Origin of the sequence: Paenibacillus sp. OK003 (genome assembly GCF_900109515.1) — a bacterium.
Classification (GTDB): Bacteria; Bacillota; Bacilli; order Paenibacillales; family Paenibacillaceae; genus Paenibacillus; species Paenibacillus marchantiae.
This window is the reverse complement of sequence record NZ_FOBD01000001.1, coordinates 219,501-239,541: the sequence shown is the minus strand read 5'-3', so window position 1 is coordinate 239,541 and position 20,041 is coordinate 219,501. Positions and strand designations below refer to the sequence as shown.

General features: G+C 49.3%; 19 protein-coding genes and 1 pseudogene. 2 read left to right on the top strand and 18 right to left on the bottom strand.

Going from position 1 to position 20,041, the window contains the following annotated elements; translation table 11 throughout:
* Positions 1-16: 16 nt before the first annotated feature.
* Complete coding sequence (locus BMW94_RS01085; protein WP_090993633.1) at positions 17-619, bottom strand: general stress protein; 603 nt, start codon at positions 617-619, stop codon at positions 17-19.
* Between the two features lie 121 nt (positions 620-740).
* Between BMW94_RS01085 and BMW94_RS30345 the strand changes: the two genes are divergently transcribed.
* The gene (locus BMW94_RS30345; RefSeq protein WP_175480541.1) at positions 741-893 is read left to right on the top strand and encodes a hypothetical protein; all 153 of its coding nucleotides are present in this window, start codon (positions 741-743) and stop codon (positions 891-893) included.
* Here the strand turns inward: BMW94_RS30345 and hrpB are convergent.
* The 10 genes from hrpB to BMW94_RS01035 all read right to left on the bottom strand — a co-directional run bounded on the left by hrpB (position 877) and on the right by BMW94_RS01035 (position 14,888).
* Positions 877-3,396: an ATP-dependent helicase HrpB gene (gene hrpB / locus BMW94_RS01080; RefSeq protein WP_090993631.1), complete on the bottom strand. Its 2,520-nt coding sequence runs from the start codon at positions 3,394-3,396 to the stop codon at positions 877-879. The two genes, BMW94_RS30345 and hrpB, sit on opposite strands and share 17 nt — an antisense overlap.
* 371 nt (positions 3,397-3,767) lie before the next feature.
* Positions 3,768-4,574: an SDR family oxidoreductase gene (locus tag BMW94_RS01075; RefSeq protein WP_090993629.1), complete on the bottom strand. Its 807-nt coding sequence runs from the start codon at positions 4,572-4,574 to the stop codon at positions 3,768-3,770.
* A 188-nt stretch (positions 4,575-4,762) separates the two neighbouring features.
* Positions 4,763-5,590 (bottom strand): protein phosphatase 2C domain-containing protein, encoded by an 828-nt coding sequence (locus BMW94_RS01070; protein WP_090993627.1) that lies wholly within the window; start codon positions 5,588-5,590, stop codon positions 4,763-4,765.
* 10 nt (positions 5,591-5,600) lie between these two features.
* A complete protein-coding gene (locus BMW94_RS01065; protein WP_090993625.1) occupies positions 5,601-6,353 on the bottom strand; it encodes a vWA domain-containing protein in 753 nt (250 codons plus the stop codon).
* Positions 6,354-6,386: 33 nt separating this feature from the next.
* On the bottom strand, positions 6,387-8,477 hold the full coding sequence (locus BMW94_RS01060) for a serine/threonine-protein kinase (protein ID WP_090993623.1): 2,091 nt from the start codon (positions 8,475-8,477) through the stop codon (positions 6,387-6,389).
* Between the two features lie 157 nt (positions 8,478-8,634).
* The gene (locus BMW94_RS01055; RefSeq protein ID WP_017689071.1) at positions 8,635-8,910 is read right to left on the bottom strand and encodes a WXG100 family type VII secretion target; all 276 of its coding nucleotides are present in this window, start codon (positions 8,908-8,910) and stop codon (positions 8,635-8,637) included.
* Between the two features lie 194 nt (positions 8,911-9,104).
* Positions 9,105-9,653, bottom strand: a complete 549-nt coding sequence (locus BMW94_RS01050) for a WXG100 family type VII secretion target (RefSeq protein WP_090993621.1) — start codon at positions 9,651-9,653, stop codon at positions 9,105-9,107.
* Positions 9,654-9,659: 6 nt separating this feature from the next.
* The gene (locus tag BMW94_RS01045) at positions 9,660-10,490 is read right to left on the bottom strand and encodes a hypothetical protein (RefSeq protein ID WP_090993619.1); all 831 of its coding nucleotides are present in this window, start codon (positions 10,488-10,490) and stop codon (positions 9,660-9,662) included.
* A 16-nt stretch (positions 10,491-10,506) separates the two neighbouring features.
* A complete protein-coding gene (gene essC / locus BMW94_RS01040) occupies positions 10,507-14,511 on the bottom strand; it encodes a type VII secretion protein EssC (RefSeq protein WP_090993617.1) in 4,005 nt (1,334 codons plus the stop codon).
* Positions 14,512-14,567: 56 nt separating this feature from the next.
* Positions 14,568-14,888 (bottom strand): hypothetical protein, encoded by a 321-nt coding sequence (locus BMW94_RS01035; protein WP_063566325.1) that lies wholly within the window; start codon positions 14,886-14,888, stop codon positions 14,568-14,570.
* A 423-nt stretch (positions 14,889-15,311) separates the two neighbouring features.
* On the opposite strand from BMW94_RS01035, the gene BMW94_RS01030 reads away from it, so the two are divergent.
* On the top strand, positions 15,312-15,551 hold the full coding sequence (locus BMW94_RS01030) for a hypothetical protein (protein WP_090993615.1): 240 nt from the start codon (positions 15,312-15,314) through the stop codon (positions 15,549-15,551).
* A gap of 125 nt (positions 15,552-15,676) precedes the next feature.
* Here the strand turns inward: BMW94_RS01030 and BMW94_RS30340 are convergent, their stop codons facing one another.
* The 7 genes and pseudogenes from BMW94_RS30340 to BMW94_RS01005 form a co-directional block, all read right to left on the bottom strand.
* A complete protein-coding gene (locus tag BMW94_RS30340) occupies positions 15,677-15,829 on the bottom strand; it encodes a hypothetical protein (RefSeq protein ID WP_170867771.1) in 153 nt (50 codons plus the stop codon).
* 207 nt (positions 15,830-16,036) lie between these two features.
* Positions 16,037-16,557 (bottom strand): annotated as a pseudogene (locus BMW94_RS30070) (aldehyde dehydrogenase family protein).
* Between the two features lie 175 nt (positions 16,558-16,732).
* A complete protein-coding gene (locus tag BMW94_RS01020) occupies positions 16,733-17,272 on the bottom strand; it encodes a GNAT family N-acetyltransferase (protein ID WP_090993611.1) in 540 nt (179 codons plus the stop codon).
* A gap of 65 nt (positions 17,273-17,337) precedes the next feature.
* Complete coding sequence (locus tag BMW94_RS01015) at positions 17,338-17,676, bottom strand: L,D-transpeptidase (protein ID WP_090993609.1); 339 nt, start codon at positions 17,674-17,676, stop codon at positions 17,338-17,340.
* Positions 17,677-17,732: 56 nt separating this feature from the next.
* Complete coding sequence (gene rsgA, locus BMW94_RS01010) at positions 17,733-18,824, bottom strand: ribosome small subunit-dependent GTPase A (protein WP_254790063.1); 1,092 nt, start codon at positions 18,822-18,824, stop codon at positions 17,733-17,735.
* A 29-nt stretch (positions 18,825-18,853) separates the two neighbouring features.
* Complete coding sequence (locus tag BMW94_RS31085) at positions 18,854-18,985, bottom strand: hypothetical protein (protein ID WP_302847970.1); 132 nt, start codon at positions 18,983-18,985, stop codon at positions 18,854-18,856.
* Positions 18,986-19,306: 321 nt separating this feature from the next.
* Entirely contained in the window at positions 19,307-19,900 is a 594-nt protein-coding gene (locus tag BMW94_RS01005; protein WP_063566331.1) for a DUF2087 domain-containing protein, read from the bottom strand.
* Positions 19,901-20,041: the final 141 nt, after the last annotated feature.

Sequence of the window (20,041 nt, the reverse complement as noted above, 5' to 3'; positions counted from 1 at the left end):
CTTTAATGATCCGAATTTATAGAAAAGTATTGTTGCCAAATCGAGCGGCCTTATCCCGAGCTTCCTGTCTGCGCTCTTCCATATCGAGATCCGTGCGCTCAGTAGGCACATCTTCTCGATAGACATCGATACTGTCCCGGTTCACATAACTGTTACTGCTGAACACGTCATACACATCAGTATCCCGATCCGTAGAGTCCACGAGTAGCAGGATTTTACCACCTTGCACGTATTCCTCATACTGTCTGGCGTCCTCTTCCGGAATGCCGAGACCCACGAGCCCACCTACAAGTCCACCTGCTCCCGCACCTACAGCGGCACCCGTAAAGGCTGCGGCAATAGGGCCTGCGGCCAGAATAGGACCGATGCCCGGAATCGCCAATGCGCCAATACCAGCGAGCAATCCAGCGACTCCACCTAGCACTCCGCCTGTTGCCGCACCTGCAGCAACACCTTCGGGCGCTTTTGTACCCGTCTCTTCGCGAATAGCTTTCAGTTCATCCCGATCTTGTGTGACGACCGAGATTTCATCTGAAGTAAATCCTTGCGCTTTCAGTCCCTCGATTGCGGATGATGCCTCACGTTCTGTATTAAACACACCTACGATTTTCTTCTGCATAGTGAATCCCTCCTCATCTAATTGAGTGGTTCGCTATGTTATTACCCGCCTTGTTTTCTTTCAAACGCTTCGACCGCAATATCTTATCCTTGAAGGCCTAGGAGGATGGCCGACCATTGATATGCAGCGAGTCACCGCGCTAGGGCCTGCACGTGGTTCGTTAGTGCTCAAAACGCCTAATCCGCCGATCGCATACTCGCCCATTCAGAGCACGCTCAGACCCAACTTTCAGACCGAGGCTGGCAAACACATTCTAGCTAAACTCGTGGTTTAGCTCGGTTAGTAGCAATCGCTTCCAGCGGGTCATCCGGCCAATAATGCTTGGGATAACGACCTTTCAAGTCTTTCTTGACCTCAAAATAAGTCTCCCGCCAAAAGTTGGCCAGATCTCGTGTGACCTGTACAGGCCGCTGCGCCGGGGAAAGCAAATGTATGGTCAGTGGTACTCGACCACCGCCAATACGCGGGGTCTCCTGCTGTCCAAACATCTCCTGCAGTCTCACCGCGAGCGCAGGATCTTCAGGTCGGCTATAGTCCACCGGAATGCGCGAACCACTAGGCACCTGAATATGTGTAGGAGCTTCACGATCCAATTGCTGTCGCTGTTCCCAGCTGAGTCCGCCGAGCAGCACATCCTGCATCGACAATTTCTTAAGATCCGCAGCAGATCTCATGCCTGTCAGAAAAGGGCTGAGATGTTCTGCCAGTTCTTCGGTCAGATGATCTTCGATGAGATCAGGCCATTCTGGCAAATGATGATGTAAAAAGCGCATCCTGTCCGCCAGCTGTCGTGATGATTTTGTCCAAGGCAAACAATCCAGCCCTTCGATACGTATTCCCGAGAGTAATGCTTCGAGCACCTGATCTTCGGGTGGCTGTGCAATGCCGCTCTCTTTCAACGTAATGGCTCCAATTCGCAGCCTTCGATGTGCCCGCACACTGCGGGTGTTTCGGTCCCAGGCGACCTGAACCTCTTCATGCAGCAGATGTGGACCAAAGTCCAGCAATCTCTTCTCCTGCACTGGCGCAGCCAGCAGGATGCGCGCATCCGCGCCCTGGTCGTCGGCTTCGGCTGCGACCAGATAGGCTGAACGGCTCAGCGATTCTGTCGCTGCGAGCCGTACCCCACGGCCGCTGCTCAGCAGATAGCGGCCGTCCTCCCGGCGTTGCCCGATCCGGTCCGGATAAGCGAAGGACAGCAGCCATCCGCAGCTGTCCTCATCCGGCCGTACCGGATCGGCCGCCGGGCCGAGCGCCGAGCGCAGCTGGCGGCTCTCCTGGAGCATGCGCCGCACGGCAGCACCGTCTGCGACAGACGCTGCCGCTTGCGGCATGCCGCTGCTGTCCGCAGTCAGCAGCGCTTCCACGCGCGGGCGCAGATCGGTGCCCGCCGCGCCTGCACTGCCACTGCTGCGGAGGCCGGCAGGCTCCTGCAGCAGTGCCGCCAGCATGCTGGCGTAGCTGGCCAGCCCAAGCTCCGCCGCGCGGAGCAGCATGCTGGCCAGTCGCGGATGCACGCCAAGCGTGTTCATCCGCCGCCCGAAGGGCGTGATGCGGCCTGCGTCATCCAGGCCGCCCAGCTGGCGCAGCAGCGCCTGTGCCTGGCCGTAGGCTGCGGCAGGCGGGGTGTCCAGCCACTGCAGCTCTGCAGGGGACTGGACACCCCAGGCGGCAAGCTCCAGCGCCAGCGGCGCAAGGTCCGCGGAGGCAATCTCCGGCTTTGCTGCCTCAGGCAGCACGCCATGGGCCTCTTCGCTCCATAGCCGGTAACACACGCCCGGGGCAATTCGCCCCGCGCGGCCCCGCCGCTGATCGGCTGACGCCTTGGACACCGGCAGGGTGACGAGCCGACTCATGCCGGTCCGCGGCGAGAATACAGACGCACGGCTCAGCCCTGCATCCACCACGACTTTAACTCCAGCCAAGGTAAGACTGGATTCGGCAATGGACGTGGACAGCACAACCTTCCGTTTACCTTCATCTGCGGGTCGCACAGCTTCATCCTGCCGTTCTACAGGCATGCTGCCATATAGAGTATGTACCTGAACGTAAGCAGGAAGCATGAGGTTTGACAGCTCTCGCTCTGTGCGATGGATTTCTTTTGCACCCGGTAGGAAAACCAGCACATCCCCTTCCTGTTCTGCCAATGCCTTAACGACGGCCTGAGCTGTAAAAGTCTCGATCTGCTCGGATGCCGGTCTGGATATATATCGGGTTTCCACCGGAAATGTTCGTCCAGGGCAGTCAATCCAGCTGGTTCCCTCGCCAAGCAAGGCACAGACAGGAGCTGGGTCCAGCGTAGCCGACATCACCAGCAATTTCAGATCAGGACGCAGCATGGCCCGGGATTCAAGCGCAAGCGCCAAACCTAGGTCACCCTGCAGATGCCGCTCATGAAATTCATCAAAGATAATCATCGCCGTGTCTTCCAGGCCCTGGTCCTGTTGAAACATCCGGGTCAATACACCCTCCGTCACCACTTCTATGCGAGTGGACGGACTTACACGCGTATCCATCCGCACCCGATATCCTACGGTCTGTCCCGCTTTTTCACCAAGTGAAGCTGCCATTCGTGCAGCTGCCGAGCGAGCAGCGAGTCTGCGGGGCTCCAGCATCATGATTTTCCGTCCGGCAACCCATGGCTCCTCTAAAAGTGCCAGCGGTACTACGGTCGTTTTACCCGCACCCGGCTCCGCAATTAACACACCTGTATCCTTCTCCTGAAATAACCGCCTCAGCTCAGGAATAATTGGTTGTATCGGTAAATCCGTCTTCATCTCATCTCTCCTAATTGATGCTTCACGTGTCTTTCCGAATGTTAGCATTATAACAAAAAAAGAGCTCTCCCAGAAGTCATAAACATGACGGGGGATAGCTCCAGTTAACGTTATGTCGTTCTAATGAACCGAGCACATGCTAGTAGCTCCTATTGGCACAGGTCTGAAATGTAACGAATCACAAAGACGTTATTTCGTCGTTTGGGTCGCTTTTAGATACTTACGCCATTGGTATAAAGGAATAGCGTGACTGAGATTCGTTACATTTTACAATCCTCAACAATTCACTTTTTAAGATGTAGGTGGTTCCTTAGCATGTTGACCCATAAGAGAGATCACTTCCGGTACAGGCTCATCACTGATACATCCAGTTAGCTCAGCAGCGACTCTGCACCGTCAATGACAATTTCCGCACCTGTAATGTGTCTGGACTCCGTAGAAGCCAGGAAAGCTACCAGATCAGCGACATGCTCTGGCTGACCCGGCCCATCCGCAAGCGGTTGCTGGCCTTCCGGGAATTCCATCGGAATGACAATTTGCTGCAACTCATCCGTTTTAACCGTACTTTGGTCAATATTCGTCGCAATCGCTCCAGGACAGATGACATTGACACGAATTTTGAACTTGGCCAGTTCCAGCGCAGCCATCTTCGCAAAAGCAACCTGCCCCGCCTTGGACGTACTGTACGCCGACATGCCGAAGCTGGAGAAGCGCTGATTACCATTAATGGAGCTCGTGATAATGATACTGCCCCCACCACGTTTCTTCATATGAGGCAGTGCATACTTGATCGTAAAAAAAGTACCGTTCAAATTGGTCGTAATAATCTGCTGCCAATCCTCAACCTGAATTTCCTCAATCGGTGCCGATACACCATTAATACCTGCGTTGGCAAAAACGATATCCAGACCGCCGAACAATTCGATAGTCTCCAGAACTGCTTTTTCCACCCGGGCAGGATCGGAAATATCTACATCGAATGCTCTTGCCGCACCTGCACGCAGCTTGTTAATTTCGGCTTCCGTCTCCGAAATCCGATCATTAACCAGATCGAGCAAAGCAACATATGCTCCCTCACTCGCCAGTTTCAGCGCTGCCGCTTTACCAATCCCCGAACCAGCACCTGTAATAATGGCGACTTTACCTTCGAACCGTGACTTGCCGTTATGTTGTGTCATTATCCATTCCACTCCTTCTCGCTCAGTAATTATGTAAGAATGTACGTTCATGCCTATCTGTAAGTAGATTCTTCACAAGATTACCCAAAAAGAGTGTCTTTTAAATCAACATGGACAAGTTTTTTCGTAGGTGATACTCACCCTTTTCAGCAGCATGATTAGGTCCTCCAGTTATGCTTCACCCGACCTCACCATTCCAACTCAATGAAAGCGGCATCATCTTCAAGCCCGCCCGTATGCCTTGCATCCAGCAGCACCTGGATGTGCTCATCCGGAATATAAGCCTGGATCGCATCCAGGTCATTGAGACCGTCCGTGTACATTTGCAGACGTATCGCTTCATTAGCAGGCATTTTTGCCTCATAGATATGCGGTTGGCCACCCACTGGTCCCTCCAGTGTAGACCAACGTTCATTCGTACGGCAGTTCATCTGAAATGCAGCCGATTGTTCTTGACCGTTACGCCAAAGACGGATGCGGGAGTCCCCTTGCCAGGCTAGCCATACTTTGCATTTTCGATTGCCTGCCGAGAGCTCGATGCGTCCACACACATACATGGCCTGACTTCCCTTGCTCCGCTTCTCCATCAGCACTTCCCGCAGCAGTACAGGCGAGTTTTCCAAAGGCTGCAGCTTCTCCAGCTGTTCGGATGCTGGACGGGTCAAATCATGAAGCAAACTTTCCATAGCCTCCAAAGAAGGATGATCAGTCGTTTCCAGCCATTCCAGCAAGGCGTTCCCCAGAAAGCGTGCAGCAAAATCACCAAGGTAACTCATGCCTACCCCATCACATAATACGAAAGTACACACATTACCATTCATGCGAACAGCAGCAAAATCCTGTCCGGTGTCTCCCTGATTAACGGTCTCTGCCGCTCTTCCATAACCATACCTGCACTTGAATGTACCTTGATAACGGGTCAGCGGCTGTTCCCCTGTCTGGACACTCACATAGCGAAAGTTGCCCTGATGATGCTCCACACGGCTTCCCTTATCTCCAGCAGACAATGTTTTCATGATTCCCCTCCTATCTCACAGGCGTAGCAGCGGACATCTGAAACCCGATGGATACCAGTTCTGCACAAGTACCAGGAAGCATCATCAATGCACCAGGTGAAAGCAAATAATCCGCCTCAACCAGCATTTCACGATAACTTTCCGGCAGAACCGAGGACATATTGCGCAGCTTCTCCCCGTGTTCATCCTGAAGGACCGTCTCCTGGGATATTCCCTTCCATCTTCGCGGCTCCGGAATGGGGCCTTCCAGCAGATGATCGGATATAAAAATATTTTCGACGAGTACATTGCCATCAGGCACACTCATACCCATAATTCTTTTGGCAATGGGCTCCGGATCTTCGCCTGTAGCTATCCCATCGGTCATATGACATACAAGCGGTGCAGGACAATCCTGCATATTGGGAATTTCAGCTTGTAGAATTTTTTCGGCCTGCAGGAAAGCCTTCGCTGAATCCGAGAATCTTTTTGGCGTTAAGTCGGGCAAGGAACCCTCAGCAGCGATTTCGTCAATCCCCTTAACCCCGTTCAACAGATCGTATACATCGTCACTGTATGCCAGAATCGCGATCCTGTAGCGGGGTGTCAGTCGGTTCCCCTTGGTCGAACGAAACACCATTTGGCGAATAGCCAGAGATAAGGCATCATAGACGATATCAATCCGCCGACGGTTGTCCAAAACCATATTCATGGAGGCGCTAATATCAATTAAATAGATAATCAGTGCGGGAGTGCGCTGGGATGCTTGAATTGTGTAGTTCATCTGGGATGTGTCACCTCCGTCGTTCACGTTATTTTACAAGTTGGGTAATGTATAATCCGTATTGCTCAGAAATTTATTGATTGCATTCATTCGTGCAGCCACTTTACCGACACCTTTGAAATAGGACGCGTCGGTGTTGTACAGATTTTTGAAATCACGCGCGTATGATTCGGCATTCTCAATTTTTCTGCCTTTTTGCGCATTATACGTTTTATTGTAATGCGCTATCAGTGTGACGACATTCTGGGCACGTTTTTTCTTGAGCGCAGCTTTCTGAGCTGCCTCCTGTTTGCGCTGAGCCTCGGCTGCTGCCTTACGCTCGGCTTCCTGCTTCGCAATTTTAGCGTCATTTTCTTTTTTCCAGACTAGATAAGCCTCATATTTCGCCTGTTTGTCGTACTTTTCCTGTTCAGCCTTCTTGGCTGCTTCAAGCTTCTGTTGTTTCTGCTTGGCCAGATAAGCCTCATATTTCGCTTGCTTATCATACTTGGCCTGAAGTGCTTTGCGCTCTTCTTCCTTCTTCTTGGCCTCTGCCTGCTTTTTCTCCGCTTCAGCCAGCTTTTTCTTTTCATCTGCATCAAGTTTCGCCGCATCTGCCGCTTTTTGTTTCTTTTCTTCTTCCTGCTGCTTCAGCGCAGCCACCCTCGCAGCTTCGGCCTTTTCCGCAGCCTTTAGTTCGGCCTGTTTGACAGCCGCCTCCTGCTCCTTCTGTTTGACCTCAGCCTGATCGGCCAAAATTTTAACCGTTGGCACGCTTCCAGCCAGCAGAACAATTAACACCGCCGAAGAAATCATAAACCTTTTGGATCGGTAAAAAGGTGTCTTGGCTGGCTGAGCTGCATCATCATGCTTGGGATTTAGCTTCGCGTCCAGCTCTTGAATCGCAGCCTCAACTTCCATCTGCATCGCACTGTTATCCGGAATGAAATGATGGAGTGAACGATACACTTCGAGCGCCGCAGCCGGTTTGCCTTCATTCTCCAATGCTCTCGCCTGAAGGAAGAGACGATTGACTACCGCTTCCTGACCAGGAGAAGGTTCCACAGCCGGCACGTTCTGCTCCGTATTTCCCTGCTTATCCGATATACCGCTTGCTGCTCCTGTCCCTTTAATTTGGTTCGTCTCTACTGCATTTGTTTGGTCTGAAGCCTTGACTTCAGATTCTTCAACTGAAGCTGCACTTACCAGATGGATGTCCACAGCAGCCAGCGCCACAAACCATTCGCCAAACGTAGGGCAGCTGCTGAGATCATGACTCTCCCAGGCACGAATAAACAGATCGGACACCTTGGAGCCCCAGCGCTTCTGGAGCGACTCTCTCATGGCATAATAACGTTCATTTACCGTCTGCATTTCGTGCTGGTCAAAATAACTTTCTCCCCATGCTTTCTCCACAATCGCTGCATCAGACCAACTTAACATTTCAGCAATGATCACTGCTCCGGCAAAACGATCGGCATAAGCACTCCACAAACCGCTGTGCACTGTCCGATGGGCCGCATACCCCGGTGAACCGGCAAGCAACGCATCCGGACGATCCATTCTGGAACCATACATCTGCTCAACATCTACCAGTTCAACTGCTGAAACCCCTCTCAGGTTCTCCACTTCGGAAAAAAACGGAATCATCACATTGGGTGCGGACAAATCACAATGAGCCAGTCCACGCTGTTCCATAGCCGAGCCGATCCCGGCCAGAGCTCTCGCCAGCTTCAGACTTTCCTCTGCTGTCAGCTGCTTCTGATCGCTGATTACATCGAACCAGGTCAGACCATGTACCCACGGCATCAATACCGCATACAACAGATCAGGATGTTCTCCAATGAGCGCTCCGTTTCTTTCCGGAGTGAGCACATCACGCTTGCATACCTGCAAACCTGGCAGTTCACTATAAGAATCCATATGCTCAGACTGATACACCATAGCCGGGATACGGAATTTAGGGAAAAATACTTTTAGTGCTTTGGCCCCACTTATGGAACCGTTACGGGGTAACAACTGATAGACGATACCCTGCCTTCCAGCTTGGGCGTAAGCCAGACCAGGTGCAGCCGGATGCTGCCCAATGATATAGGCAATGTCGTTAATCACCACTTCATCCCCGGGATTTGGTTGAAAAGACATGCTCATCCCTCTCTCTGTCATTCTGTCATAGTGCAACAAAAACCGGGTGTTGTGAAAACGCCCGGTTTTTGCTGTAGTTGTAAATCTTCAGCTTGCTTCCTGCATTTGATTCTGGGCGAATTCGGATATGGAACTTGCCCGAACTATGTATCGCAGATTAGCGAGCTTGGTCTGCCGTACGGAATTTGTTGGCAATAGCCGTCAGTTCCGCACTGATGCTATTCAGCGTTTGGACGAAAGATTGCATTTGTTTGCTGGCTTCCTGGAATTCCTGGAAGAAGCGTTGTTTCGTCATACCTTCCCACTGTCCTTCCATGCTTGTGATGGATTGAGTCAATGTAGAAACGATTTGCTGACTTTGCTCACCGCTTTGTTTAAATTGGTTGGAAACCTGATCAAGCTGTTCTGGGGTAACTAAAATACGTCCTGCCATTTGTAAATTCCTCCTTGGTTTGTGCAATTAGATTCACTTGTTCAAATTGTACTATACAAGGATCGATCGGACAAAAGCCGAAGGACCTAATCCTATTTACCCCATTTTTGGCATTCTAAACTTCGCCTAACAGCCTATTTATAAAAAAAATCACTTTCTGCTGTCTTGCTTATTCAGCCCTGTACCCCGTGAGCTCAGGAAACCACAGGTTCGGTTCCTCTTCTCCCACGAAAGGAGGGATCTGTGAATCTCCACGCCACAGGTTCAGGCTGCATGGCCTGAATCAGCGTCGCCGGCGAGCCATCAGGCGGTGCGGCATCCTGTACACGGTACACTGCCGCTACTGCGGAAAATGGATCGGATACAACAGCAGCAGTTGCCGAATGCGCAGGCATAATCTCTCCCGCACGCTCCGTCTGAAGAACATTCAACATATTGACCGCATTGCCATAGGCTGTGTTCACATGACTCAACACTGTACGATACTCCATGTCCACCTGCTGAAATAACAAGGCCTTGCGTCCCAGCTGTACGCTCAAGTCCATAAAACGACGTACTGCTGCTTCGCAGAGTCGCTTGCTGTGATTCCATTCATTCATGATCGCGGCGCGGGCTTCAAAATCCCACTCCAGCGAATGAATGGCCTGATCCAATACTGTCATCTTTTGCTGTATTTGCTCCGCCGCATACTGAATCTGCCTGCTCAGTGCCCGAAGCACATCCGGTTCCACACGAATGCGCATTTACCATCACCTTTCCTCTTCCCCTGAAGGCTGTTTAAGCCAGTCCAGCAGCATCTCGTGAAACTGTTCTCTCGTCGTCAGTGCTGCAACAAGCCAATCATCCGAAGCCGCAGTACTCATGCGAAACAGCCAGTTGGATACCGTACTTGCAGCGAAAGCCGCAGACTGTGATTTCCATCCTTCTCCGTTCCATACGAGCAACCGCAGTTCCCCCTCTGATTCCTTGTTCACCAGACAGCGCGCAAGTGCAAGTGACCCCTCGGGATCGCTCGTCTCTTGTACCAACTCATCAGCCACCGCCTGTAATTCTTTGTTCTTCAGATCATTCATCACATCATAGAATTTTTTCTTGGAGCACATTAGGGCCGGCTTTTCCGCCGGAGAATGACCACTCCAATTCATTCTTTGAATCAGAAAATCAATCGCTTCACGAACATTCCCCAAGTCACTAAGCCGGAACGAATCCGGTTCGTCTGCAACACGGGATACTTCAACGACACGTTCATCCGTGCAGTGTACATAACTTTCATACGACTTGCCGCTGTGCGTGTAGCGAATCCAGCAAGCCCTGTCGGACAGTCCCGCAATGGCTACCCTGGAGAAAACGGTCGGTGTCATGATCAGCTCATTGCTGTCCTGATCCTGAATCAGATATCCTTTGTCGAGCAGGGACGTTTTTACACACTCCCACTCCAAAGCAATATCTTCCGCCATATATCCGCGGAACGGATCTTCCACGCCAAGCAATCGGTCTGAACCGAGAATACCGGCCAGGAAAAAAAGCTCTTTTATTTGCAAAGTGACTACCTTTTGCTTGGAATCATGAACCGTCAACATTATGAGCCACCTCCCCTCAAACTACAACATGCCATCGGTCACGAATTTCAGAAATCCAATCGGTCATTTTCCAGGTGCCATCACATGGAATTGCACCTTTAACCCTGGAATATTTACGTTTTACATAATAACCTTGACCCGGAGGCAGTACCTTCAGCCCAGTTGAACTCCCCCCGGACTCCGAATAAGGTATACGGAAGAACGAGAGATCATTAGGGTCTAAAGTCCCGAACAACAATCCGCTCTGGGACGCCTTCACATCGTTCACCCAGTCAGAACCAAAGGTTGGGAAGTCTGCCGGAACCCCCGACAGAATCACATGTATGCCTCGATCCCTGCCTTGACGAACAATCGCTCCCAATTGATCCTTCACATTAAAATCATTTAATTGCTTGGATAACGTATCCGCATCGTCGATAACGAGAACGATCTCCGGTCCACCGGTTAACTCGCCTCTTTTTAGAACTTCATCGTACAACTGTTGAATCACAGGTGCAAGCTGTTCTTCACGGGATACATGTCCACGGACATGGGGCAAACTGCTGATTTCTCCCAGTCCTCCGGAACCATACCGCATATCTACCGTGTATATTTGCACGTCTTCAGGAGACGCATGATAGGCAAGGGATAACATCCAGGTCAGCAAAAATGTCGTTTTTCCACCTTCCATTGGACTCGTAACCATAAAGTGCGGCCCTTCACGCAAATTTAGCTGGAACGGTTCCAGATCATCGGTCAGCAAACCTACGGGTACGGTTAAGGAAGATACGTCTCCGACTTGCCCGAAGGTGCCTGTACGGATAAGCACATCTTTGAGCTTAACCTCTTCCGGGAGCGGCGCTATCTGTGGCGCTTCTTCTGCGTTCCAGCTTTCTCTGATCTCTGCAATCGTGCGGCGCAGAGCGGAAGAACGCTTGCCTTCATCTGTTCCGGATGACGGCAACGCCGCCTGGAACATCAGTGGAGGAACCTGTCCTTTAACCAGTCCTCTTCCAGGTGGAAGCTGGCTAGGTGCCTTGGACGGCCGACCCACTGCGTAATAATAGTCGCTTGGATCAGATAATTCAAACGAAACCGCATTGGGAATATTGCTTCTGAATTTCTCAAATACATCCGTGACACGGTTAGCCGTGAGGATAAATGTGATCCCCAGACTGCCGCCTTCACGAAGGATCGTTTCCAGAAGTTCATTCTCCTCGGGATAGGCATTTCGGAAAGAAAGATAACCGTCGATAACAACTACAATCTGCGGCACGGCTGCATGGGCTGTGCGACGGTAGGCTGATATTGTCTTAACCCCGGCTTCCGAGATCATGTCCTTGCGTTGTGCCGACAGTTTCAGGATGTATCGGAATAACCGCTTGATCCGATCTTCCTCTTCAGACATCATTACCGCACCGATCTGAGGCAAGCCTGCAAAATCCTTCATCATCCGCCCCATATCAATAATATAGCCATGCCAAGGTTCAGTTCGCTTAGAACGGGCCAGTGACATCAGCAAGGTTTGCACAAACGTCGTTTTCCCCAGACCAGGCATACCGTATACAACCAGATGTCCCTGATCCACCGGAAGCGCGAGCGGCTGCTGTCGTTGATTAGGCAGATCATCCAGCAGGCCAACTACAGGTTTCAGGCCGCTGGCCCCCCCGTCAAGCAGTACCTCACGATTCTCTTCTTCCTGCCAGTCGTTAAGACTTTCCCATTCCAGTGTCTCAGGCAAGGGTGGCAGCCAGGGTCCCGGTAATCGGGTGATCCCCGCCTCTGCTGCCGCTTCCGCCACATAATCAATAAATACCTGAAGCTGCTTGGGCACATCCTCCCCTTTGAGCACAGCTCTGCGCTCTCCAGTCAATAGTGGCTCCCGTTTCCCATTCAAACGAACTTCCATAACAGGCAGTACCGTCGTTGTATCTTCCTGCTGATTATAAGGCGCACCGCTCCAGGCGAATTGCATTTCCTCAAACACTTCATCACTGCCTACCTGGAAATATCCACGACCCGGCTTGGTGATCCAGGCCGCATTCGGAATTTTGATCATATCCCGACTATCGCCCTCGCTTTGAACGCGAAGGCAGATACGGAAACGGGAATTGCTCCAGATTTTATCATCGACCACACCGGCAGGCTTCTGGGTTGCCAATATAAGATGCACACCCAGTGTCCGGCCGATGGCCGCTATGCTGATTAATTCATCCATGAACTCCGGCTGATCCCGCTTTAATTGCGCAAACTCGTCAATGATGATAACTAAATGCGGCAACGGTTGTTCATGTCTGGAACGCAGAATTTTGTAGTACTCATCAATGTGCTGGAGATTTCCTGCATCATTTAATATTTTTTGCCTTCTCACCAGTTCGGCCCGCAGTGAGATATTGGCTCGTTCAATCAAATTCCCATCCAGATTGGTGATCGTGCCGACGACGTGAGGCAAGCCCACAAATGTGTTCGACATCCCGCCGCCCTTATAGTCAATTAACATAAAAGCCAGATCATGTGGATGGAACTCGGCAGCCAAAGAGGCCACAATCGACTGGATAACTTCACTTTTGCCTGAACCCGTTGTCCCTGCAATCAGACCATGTGGGCCATGACCCTGACGTTCGATTTTATCATGTAAGTTAATCGCAATTTTCTTACCTCCAGCTCGTACCCCCATAGGTACGGGAAGTGTGTCCGGGTAACGTGTCTGGCTCCAGCGTGTGACCACGTCCAGATCCTCTACTCGTGATGTACTTAACATATCGAACAACGGAAGCACCTGTGGTATATCCGAAGCGGATGATCGTTTCAGACGGATCGGTGACATATAACGCGAGAGCGCCTCTGCGGACTCTCTGGAGATCACATCTGGCGTGTACGCTTGCCTGATCACGTCAGCATCCTCGGTTTTTTTGATATAGAGCCCTTTGCCTTTCGAAGCCTCCATAATTAACTGACAATGCATGGGTAGTGATTCCTTACGGTTTGCCAGTATGATGGTACATACATCGATCTCCTGAGCTGATTCCAGCAGCAGAGGAAGCAGCGGCTCTTCTTCTATTAATTGAGTATCCGAGAGAACCACCACATAACATGGAGTTTGCACGGTTTTCTTGTAGCGATCTTCCTTATTATTGCGCCTACGGTTCAACACGGAAAACAAGCTGTCCGCCAATTGATGCGCACCGCTGTGCCTGTCGGCCATATAGCGTTGTCCCTGATCTTCATCCCAAATGTGGGGCAGCCAGCGCAGCCAATCCCATTCCTTCGATTCCTTTTCTTCATAAAAAGCAGCAATCTTCAATTCATCCGGTGAATGACGAACGGTCAGTTGTGAGATAATCACTCGAAGTGAAGAAAGAACTTCCTCACGATTGCCGACCAGACCCATCACTTTCGATTGAAATAAAGGCAGGGTAATCGATGCTTCGGGCACCGTCTCGAATTCAGCTGCCAATTCATGAGCCGCTTCAATTAACTCATCTTTTTCGTAACCGTCCACACGAGGAACCTGAAGTTTGATCCGAAACGGAATCTCGCCTGTGCCAATTCGTACCTGCAGGAAGTCATCATCTTCAGGAGAACGTTCCCATAACGAACTGTTGCGATTCTTCACCAACTGAAGACATACATTGGGATCACCATGAATTTCATACAGACTCTTCACTTGCTCCGCTTGAGCTTCCTTCAGCTCTTCACGATGCTTCTCCAGTTGTGCTCGATACATAGTAGTACGCTCTTCCAGCTTTTTGCGATAGGTCTTCTTGTTGCTAAGATACACAAAAAACGGAATCGTGTATGACGTAAGCATCATCATGACCGTCATCATCTGAAACATCATATAATTGGGATTGCTCATTTTGCCGCTCATATTGATATATACGTAGAAACCGATGCTGACCATCGTCATCATAATCGGTACAATAATAGAAATCATTGAAAATGTAGGTTTGTTTGGTTCTGCCGGAGGCCTCAGAATTTCCAGCCTTTCTTCCTTGAGAACCGGTGTCATTCTTGGAGAACGCTGATATAACACATTCACGAAGAGAAGACCTCCTTATAGTTCATTGCCGTAACCAATATATACGTCCAGATCATTCATTCGTTGCTGTCCTGCTGAAACAATGAACGTCTTCCATACACTGGCGCTTCTTCAGAAGTAGTGGAGAACGCCCGCTGGATTCGCACACAGCTTCCTTGACGCAGCCCTGTTTCCATTAACTGTTGTGCGTTCTGTGGCGAAAACCATAATCCTTCCGGAAATTTGGCTTCAAGGATGTACTGAATGCCCTCTCCCGGCGCCTGCCCGAAAATGCGGACTCCCAGCAATGTCTTCAGATGTTCAATAGTACATTCATCAGGGACCTCGATGTCGAACCACTCGCCTTCCTCCCGGCCGGAATACACGGTTAGAATCAAAATAATCCCTCCCATGGTCTCATATGTAAATTGTCCTAGTGTCAAATTAAATCAAAAAAATGCAGATGAAACGTTATTCCATCCCTATTTTCTTACATAAACACCCTGTTTGCAATGTGCAACCTGTAATTTTGTTACATATGACCCACGTATATATTAAAATATCGTCCATTCGACTCAGAACTTTCGAGGCAGTAGTCACGTTAATTATTGCAAGGATGCGAAACCACATGTCTTTCTTCCATATAAATGGAAGCTGTAAATTGATTTTTCGGGACTTTTTATTGGTTCGCCCACAATTGAATTGTGAACACTTTTCAAACATTGCACACCTTTATGTTTTCATAAGCTGATTTTAAGGTAATTTTAAGCATTGGAATTTAATATAACCAGTAAGAAATAACTCCCGTGAGGTGATTTCTAGTGAGAACACTAATAACTTTTCAAAACAAATCAATCCCTGTATATTTCAATCAAGAAAACAAACAACCTGTGCAAAAGACACTACGATTGCTTAGCAGTGCCCTTGAGCATAAGATTAGCAATGGTAAACGTGCTTTACAGAAATGTCTGCAATCATTGATTAGTATTGAGATTGTTGGTGGTGAAGCCATTCTTCACAGCCGTAGCGAAAATGACACCCTCGCCTTATCCCTTTATTAAGATGAGTCAGTTGTTTACTTCAACATGGAAACTGCGAATTTATTCATTCGCAAACATAAGGAAAAGGAAGCTTACCTTTAAGGACAAGCTTCCTTTTTTTGTATAGCAATCTCTTCTATCTATTTCTAATGCAATCTGCTCACAACATAAGCGTTCTCGTGTTCTTCTTCCATCTCGGCTTTTTGGATTCGAATGACAAACAACCGAACCAGATTATCACGTGTATTCTCTTCCTGACAAGTATTCAGCTTTCTCAGAATGAAACGGTCAATGGACATGAAGTTCAGGCCCCTTTACCTATTGGATTTACGGATCTGTTCTGCCCGTGTATCCATAAATAACCAGATTACTGGTATACCAAACAGCTTTTTCACACCATTTCCTCACCTATTTTTCAAATGTGTAAAAACATGCAAAAGGCCGCCCCATCAAGCTTAAGGCGGACTCTGCGCAATCTTTGTCACTCTTTCTCGAACCCTATCTGATTATATACCCAAAGCAATAGCCTGAGCTACGGAACACAAACACAGGTGCAAAGGAAAATTCCAAGGGCCGATCACGCCGATAACTCCCTTGGGCTCCCGTACAACACGATTCTCTTTCCCTGGTGTATTTGAGGGCAGAATCTCCCCCTTCATCCGATAAGGGAACGAGGCAGCTTCATCCACAATCCGTTTCGCAGAAGCAAGCTCCGCCTCGACCTTGATGCGTGTGCTCCCGGATTCCGTAATCAGCAATTTATAATTTCCTGTTTGCACTCTACCTTTAAAGCCGAAACTTTGCGGAGTACACCTTCTTTTACCACCGGCAGGGATTTCTTCCATTCCACCGAGCTCTTTTGAGCCGCCTCATATGCTCGATCTATATCTTGCTTGTTCGAGGATCGCCAGGTTGCGAAGACCTCTCCCGTGTACGGATTTTTATTTTCAACTATCTTCTCGCCGGAGCCCTCTACCCATTCGCCATTAATAAATTGTTTCGTCCATGTTGTATGTTCTGTCTCCATTAAAGTCATCTGAATAACGCCTCCCAAACAAGATTGAATGTCTCACCTCAAAGCGGTGTAGTAGTTTATTAACCTTGTCAAGGATTGCGCAAACGCGAAGCACAGATGAATCCTTTCATCATCTGATGGGAAAAGCTCCTCAATGCTCAACACATTCAGCCATATTTGCATTTATTCAACTATCGGGCACCGTCTTTTCTCCAAAAAGAGTCAAGTCCTCCCATCCATAAGCAACCTCCAACAGATCTTGACCGCCAATCCGGATATGCTGGGTTTGGACAGGGATTCCGCCCATTCTTTCATAGAAACGACAGGCTGAGTTTTGCTCCAGTGCCCAGATCAACAGGTTCCTCATGTCCAGGGAATGGAGATAACGAACGACGTGTCTCGCCATTTGCTTGCCGATACCCGTTTGTTGCACTTCTTTCAGTAAATAAATAGCATACAGCTCAGCATCGTAAGGCAATATGCCTTCACGTTCCTTTCCACCGCAAGCGAATCCGACAATTTTCCCATCCTCCTGTTCAGCCACCACCAGAATCTGATCCTTTTCGCCAGAACGGATATTTCGTTCCCATTGGGACAACCTTGATTCCGTAGTCAGATTGTCCAAAAAGTCATCCGGCACGATCCCTCGATATGTCGTTTTCCAACTCTCTGTATGTACATGGGCTACGGCTTCCGCATCCCCTTCACGCGCTGGTCTGATTCGCATGTTATTACTCCCTTTCTATCGGCTACGCCGTGATTTTACAATCCCCAGTTCAGATACATCCGGCCCTAGGGCCGGATCGTTACTTGTGTGCCCACCGACACTTTGGATGACAGGTCCAGCACATCCGAGTTATACATGCGTATGCATCCATGAGAAACGGACTTGCCAATGGATGAAGGATCGTTGGTTCCATGAATCCCATAATGCGGCGCCGACAACCCCATCCAAAGAACGCCAAATGGCCCTCCTGGGTTCTCTTGTTTGTTAATAATCGTAAACACGCCATTAGGCGTCTGCGTGAGAATCTTGCCTATAGCGACAGGATAGCCCTTAACCACCTGTGGGCCATCCATAAGATATAACATGTGATCCGACAGGTCCACGATAATGCTGTAATCTGGCATGATGACATCCCTCCTGCCCTATCTTATGCAGGATACAGAGGTATGCCCACCTGGTCTCAGGCCTCTTCCCAGTCTTTTGCACTGCGAACATGTTTCGGTTTGCGGGAACTGACGGGTTTGCTTGAAGCGGTCCGTCGTTTGGATGCTGCCTCTTCCTTGCGCTGCTGAAACTTCATTTCCTTCTGCATTTTCAAGTAGTTGCCCAGCCTTTTTTCATCCAATGAACCTTCCTGAATAGCCTCCTTCACGGCGCAACCGGCTTCCCGGGTATGCGTGCAATCCTGAAACCTGCATTCCGTTGCAAGCTGCTCAATTTCACCAAAGGCATGTGACAAACCATCCTGACCTTCATCCCACAGATTGAGTTCACGCATTCCCGGCGTGTCAATCAATACCGCTCCCTGCGGCAGTACAAATATTTCCCGATGAGTGGTCGTATGTCGTCCACGGCTGTCGTCCTCACGAACGGCCTGCGTGAGCTGTACACTCTCGCCCATCATCCAGTTGACCAGAGTAGACTTGCCACTACCGGAAGAACCCGTCAAGGCAACCGTTGTGCCTGGAGACAGAAATTTTTCAAGTAAAGATTTGCCCTGATCCTGAACAGCCGATATGGCCAACACTTCAATCCCCGGAGCAATGCCTTCCACCAGCGAAATTTGTTCTTCCACATTCTCGCTCAGATCACTTTTGCTTAGAATGATGACAGGTCTGACTCCACCATTCCAGGCCATCATAATGTATCTTTCGAGCCGTCTCAGATTAAAATCATGATTAAGAGCGGCAACAATCAGCAATGTATCCACATTCGCCGCAATTAATTGCTCTTTGGTCACTGGACCAGCGGCTTGTCTGGATACCCTGCTCTGACGTGGCACAATGCTGTGAATGATGGCTTCTTCTCCAGCTTGCCCTGTAACAGCGACCCAATCCCCAACGGCTGGTACAATGCCAGTCTCCTCATGATCATGTCGCATCCGCCCGGATACCCGTCCCCAGCATTCTCCTTCAGCCGTAATCAGGCGAAGCAATTGCCCGTGATCCGCAATAATTCTTGCCGGTTTTCTTAATTGTTCTTCCATACCCATCTGCTGCCACAACTCCTGCCACTTTGCAGACCAGCCGTATTTCTCCATCGTGTTATTCAAAATAAAAATTCCTCCCGATAAATGGTGTGTTATTCTTCATTGACATTGACAACAATCAACAACGAACGCTCCGGTCCGGCATCAAAACCAAATAGACCACGAGCAGCACTGCACCCGCGGCAATAAGAAGTTAGCCGAATGGATGATTGTTTGTATGGCATTCATATCGGACGCATCATTGCGACAATCCGATACTCGTTATCCAGAAACAACCCATTTTCGGCATACAAAAAGCCACGGGTACGTCACCCGTGGCTTCATCTGTGCATGTTAATCTATATTACGTACATATGGACAATATTGCGAACAATACTGTCCAACTGTCGTAAAATTACATGCATTGATCCGTTCCGGAGACGCTGTTCATATTCAAATTAACGTATACTGCCATTAGATTTGTCATTTAACATCGCCTCCCTTGTAGAATTATCCATCATGTTACACAGCTTCAACCACTTTTGTCAAGTCTAATTATTTTTCACTTAATTTACTTGATCCCACCGTGTCCACATTTCCTTCGGATTCAGTTCATAGATCCCATCTTCCCGGTACATGAACTGGTGCATGATAAACTCCCGACGAATAGTGGCAAAATCCTCATGATAGTTTTGAATGAATGCATTGATCTCTTTCTCTGTATATTTCCGTCCGAATTCAAGCTGCTCTACCAAATGACCCAGTACAATCAGCTTTTTCTTGTATTGAGCCGGGATCTGACGCAATCGTCCATCCTTCGAGAAGAAATTCCGCATCACCGATGCCTTCAGCGTCTCATTCACATCACTCATATCGGCAACCTCCTCTTGTCTAAAAATAAAATCAACTGAAGCCTGCGCGTGCTCCCGGATAAAATAAGGATTGAGTGAGAAAAACACCGTATTTTTCTCTCTGCGTTCCTTGATTAGCGCCGCTTCTCTTAGCTTGGATGCATGATGCGTAACGGTTGGCTGAGACAAGTTAAGCTTCTCGGCAAGCGCTTGACCATGCAGTTCCCCCTGGGATAACAGCAGCAGCATCCGAAGTCGGGTCGGATCAGCCAGGGCTTTATGGTAAGCCACAATCTTCTCCAGTTGCATTTCGTTCAACTCGCTTTCGTTTAGATAATCATCTAATTTGATACTAGTCTTTTTCTTCTTCTAAGTCAATTCCCCAGGATCAAGATCAATTCTTTACGTTCTTATCCTTCTTGAACTGGCATTAAACCCTTATTTACGGTA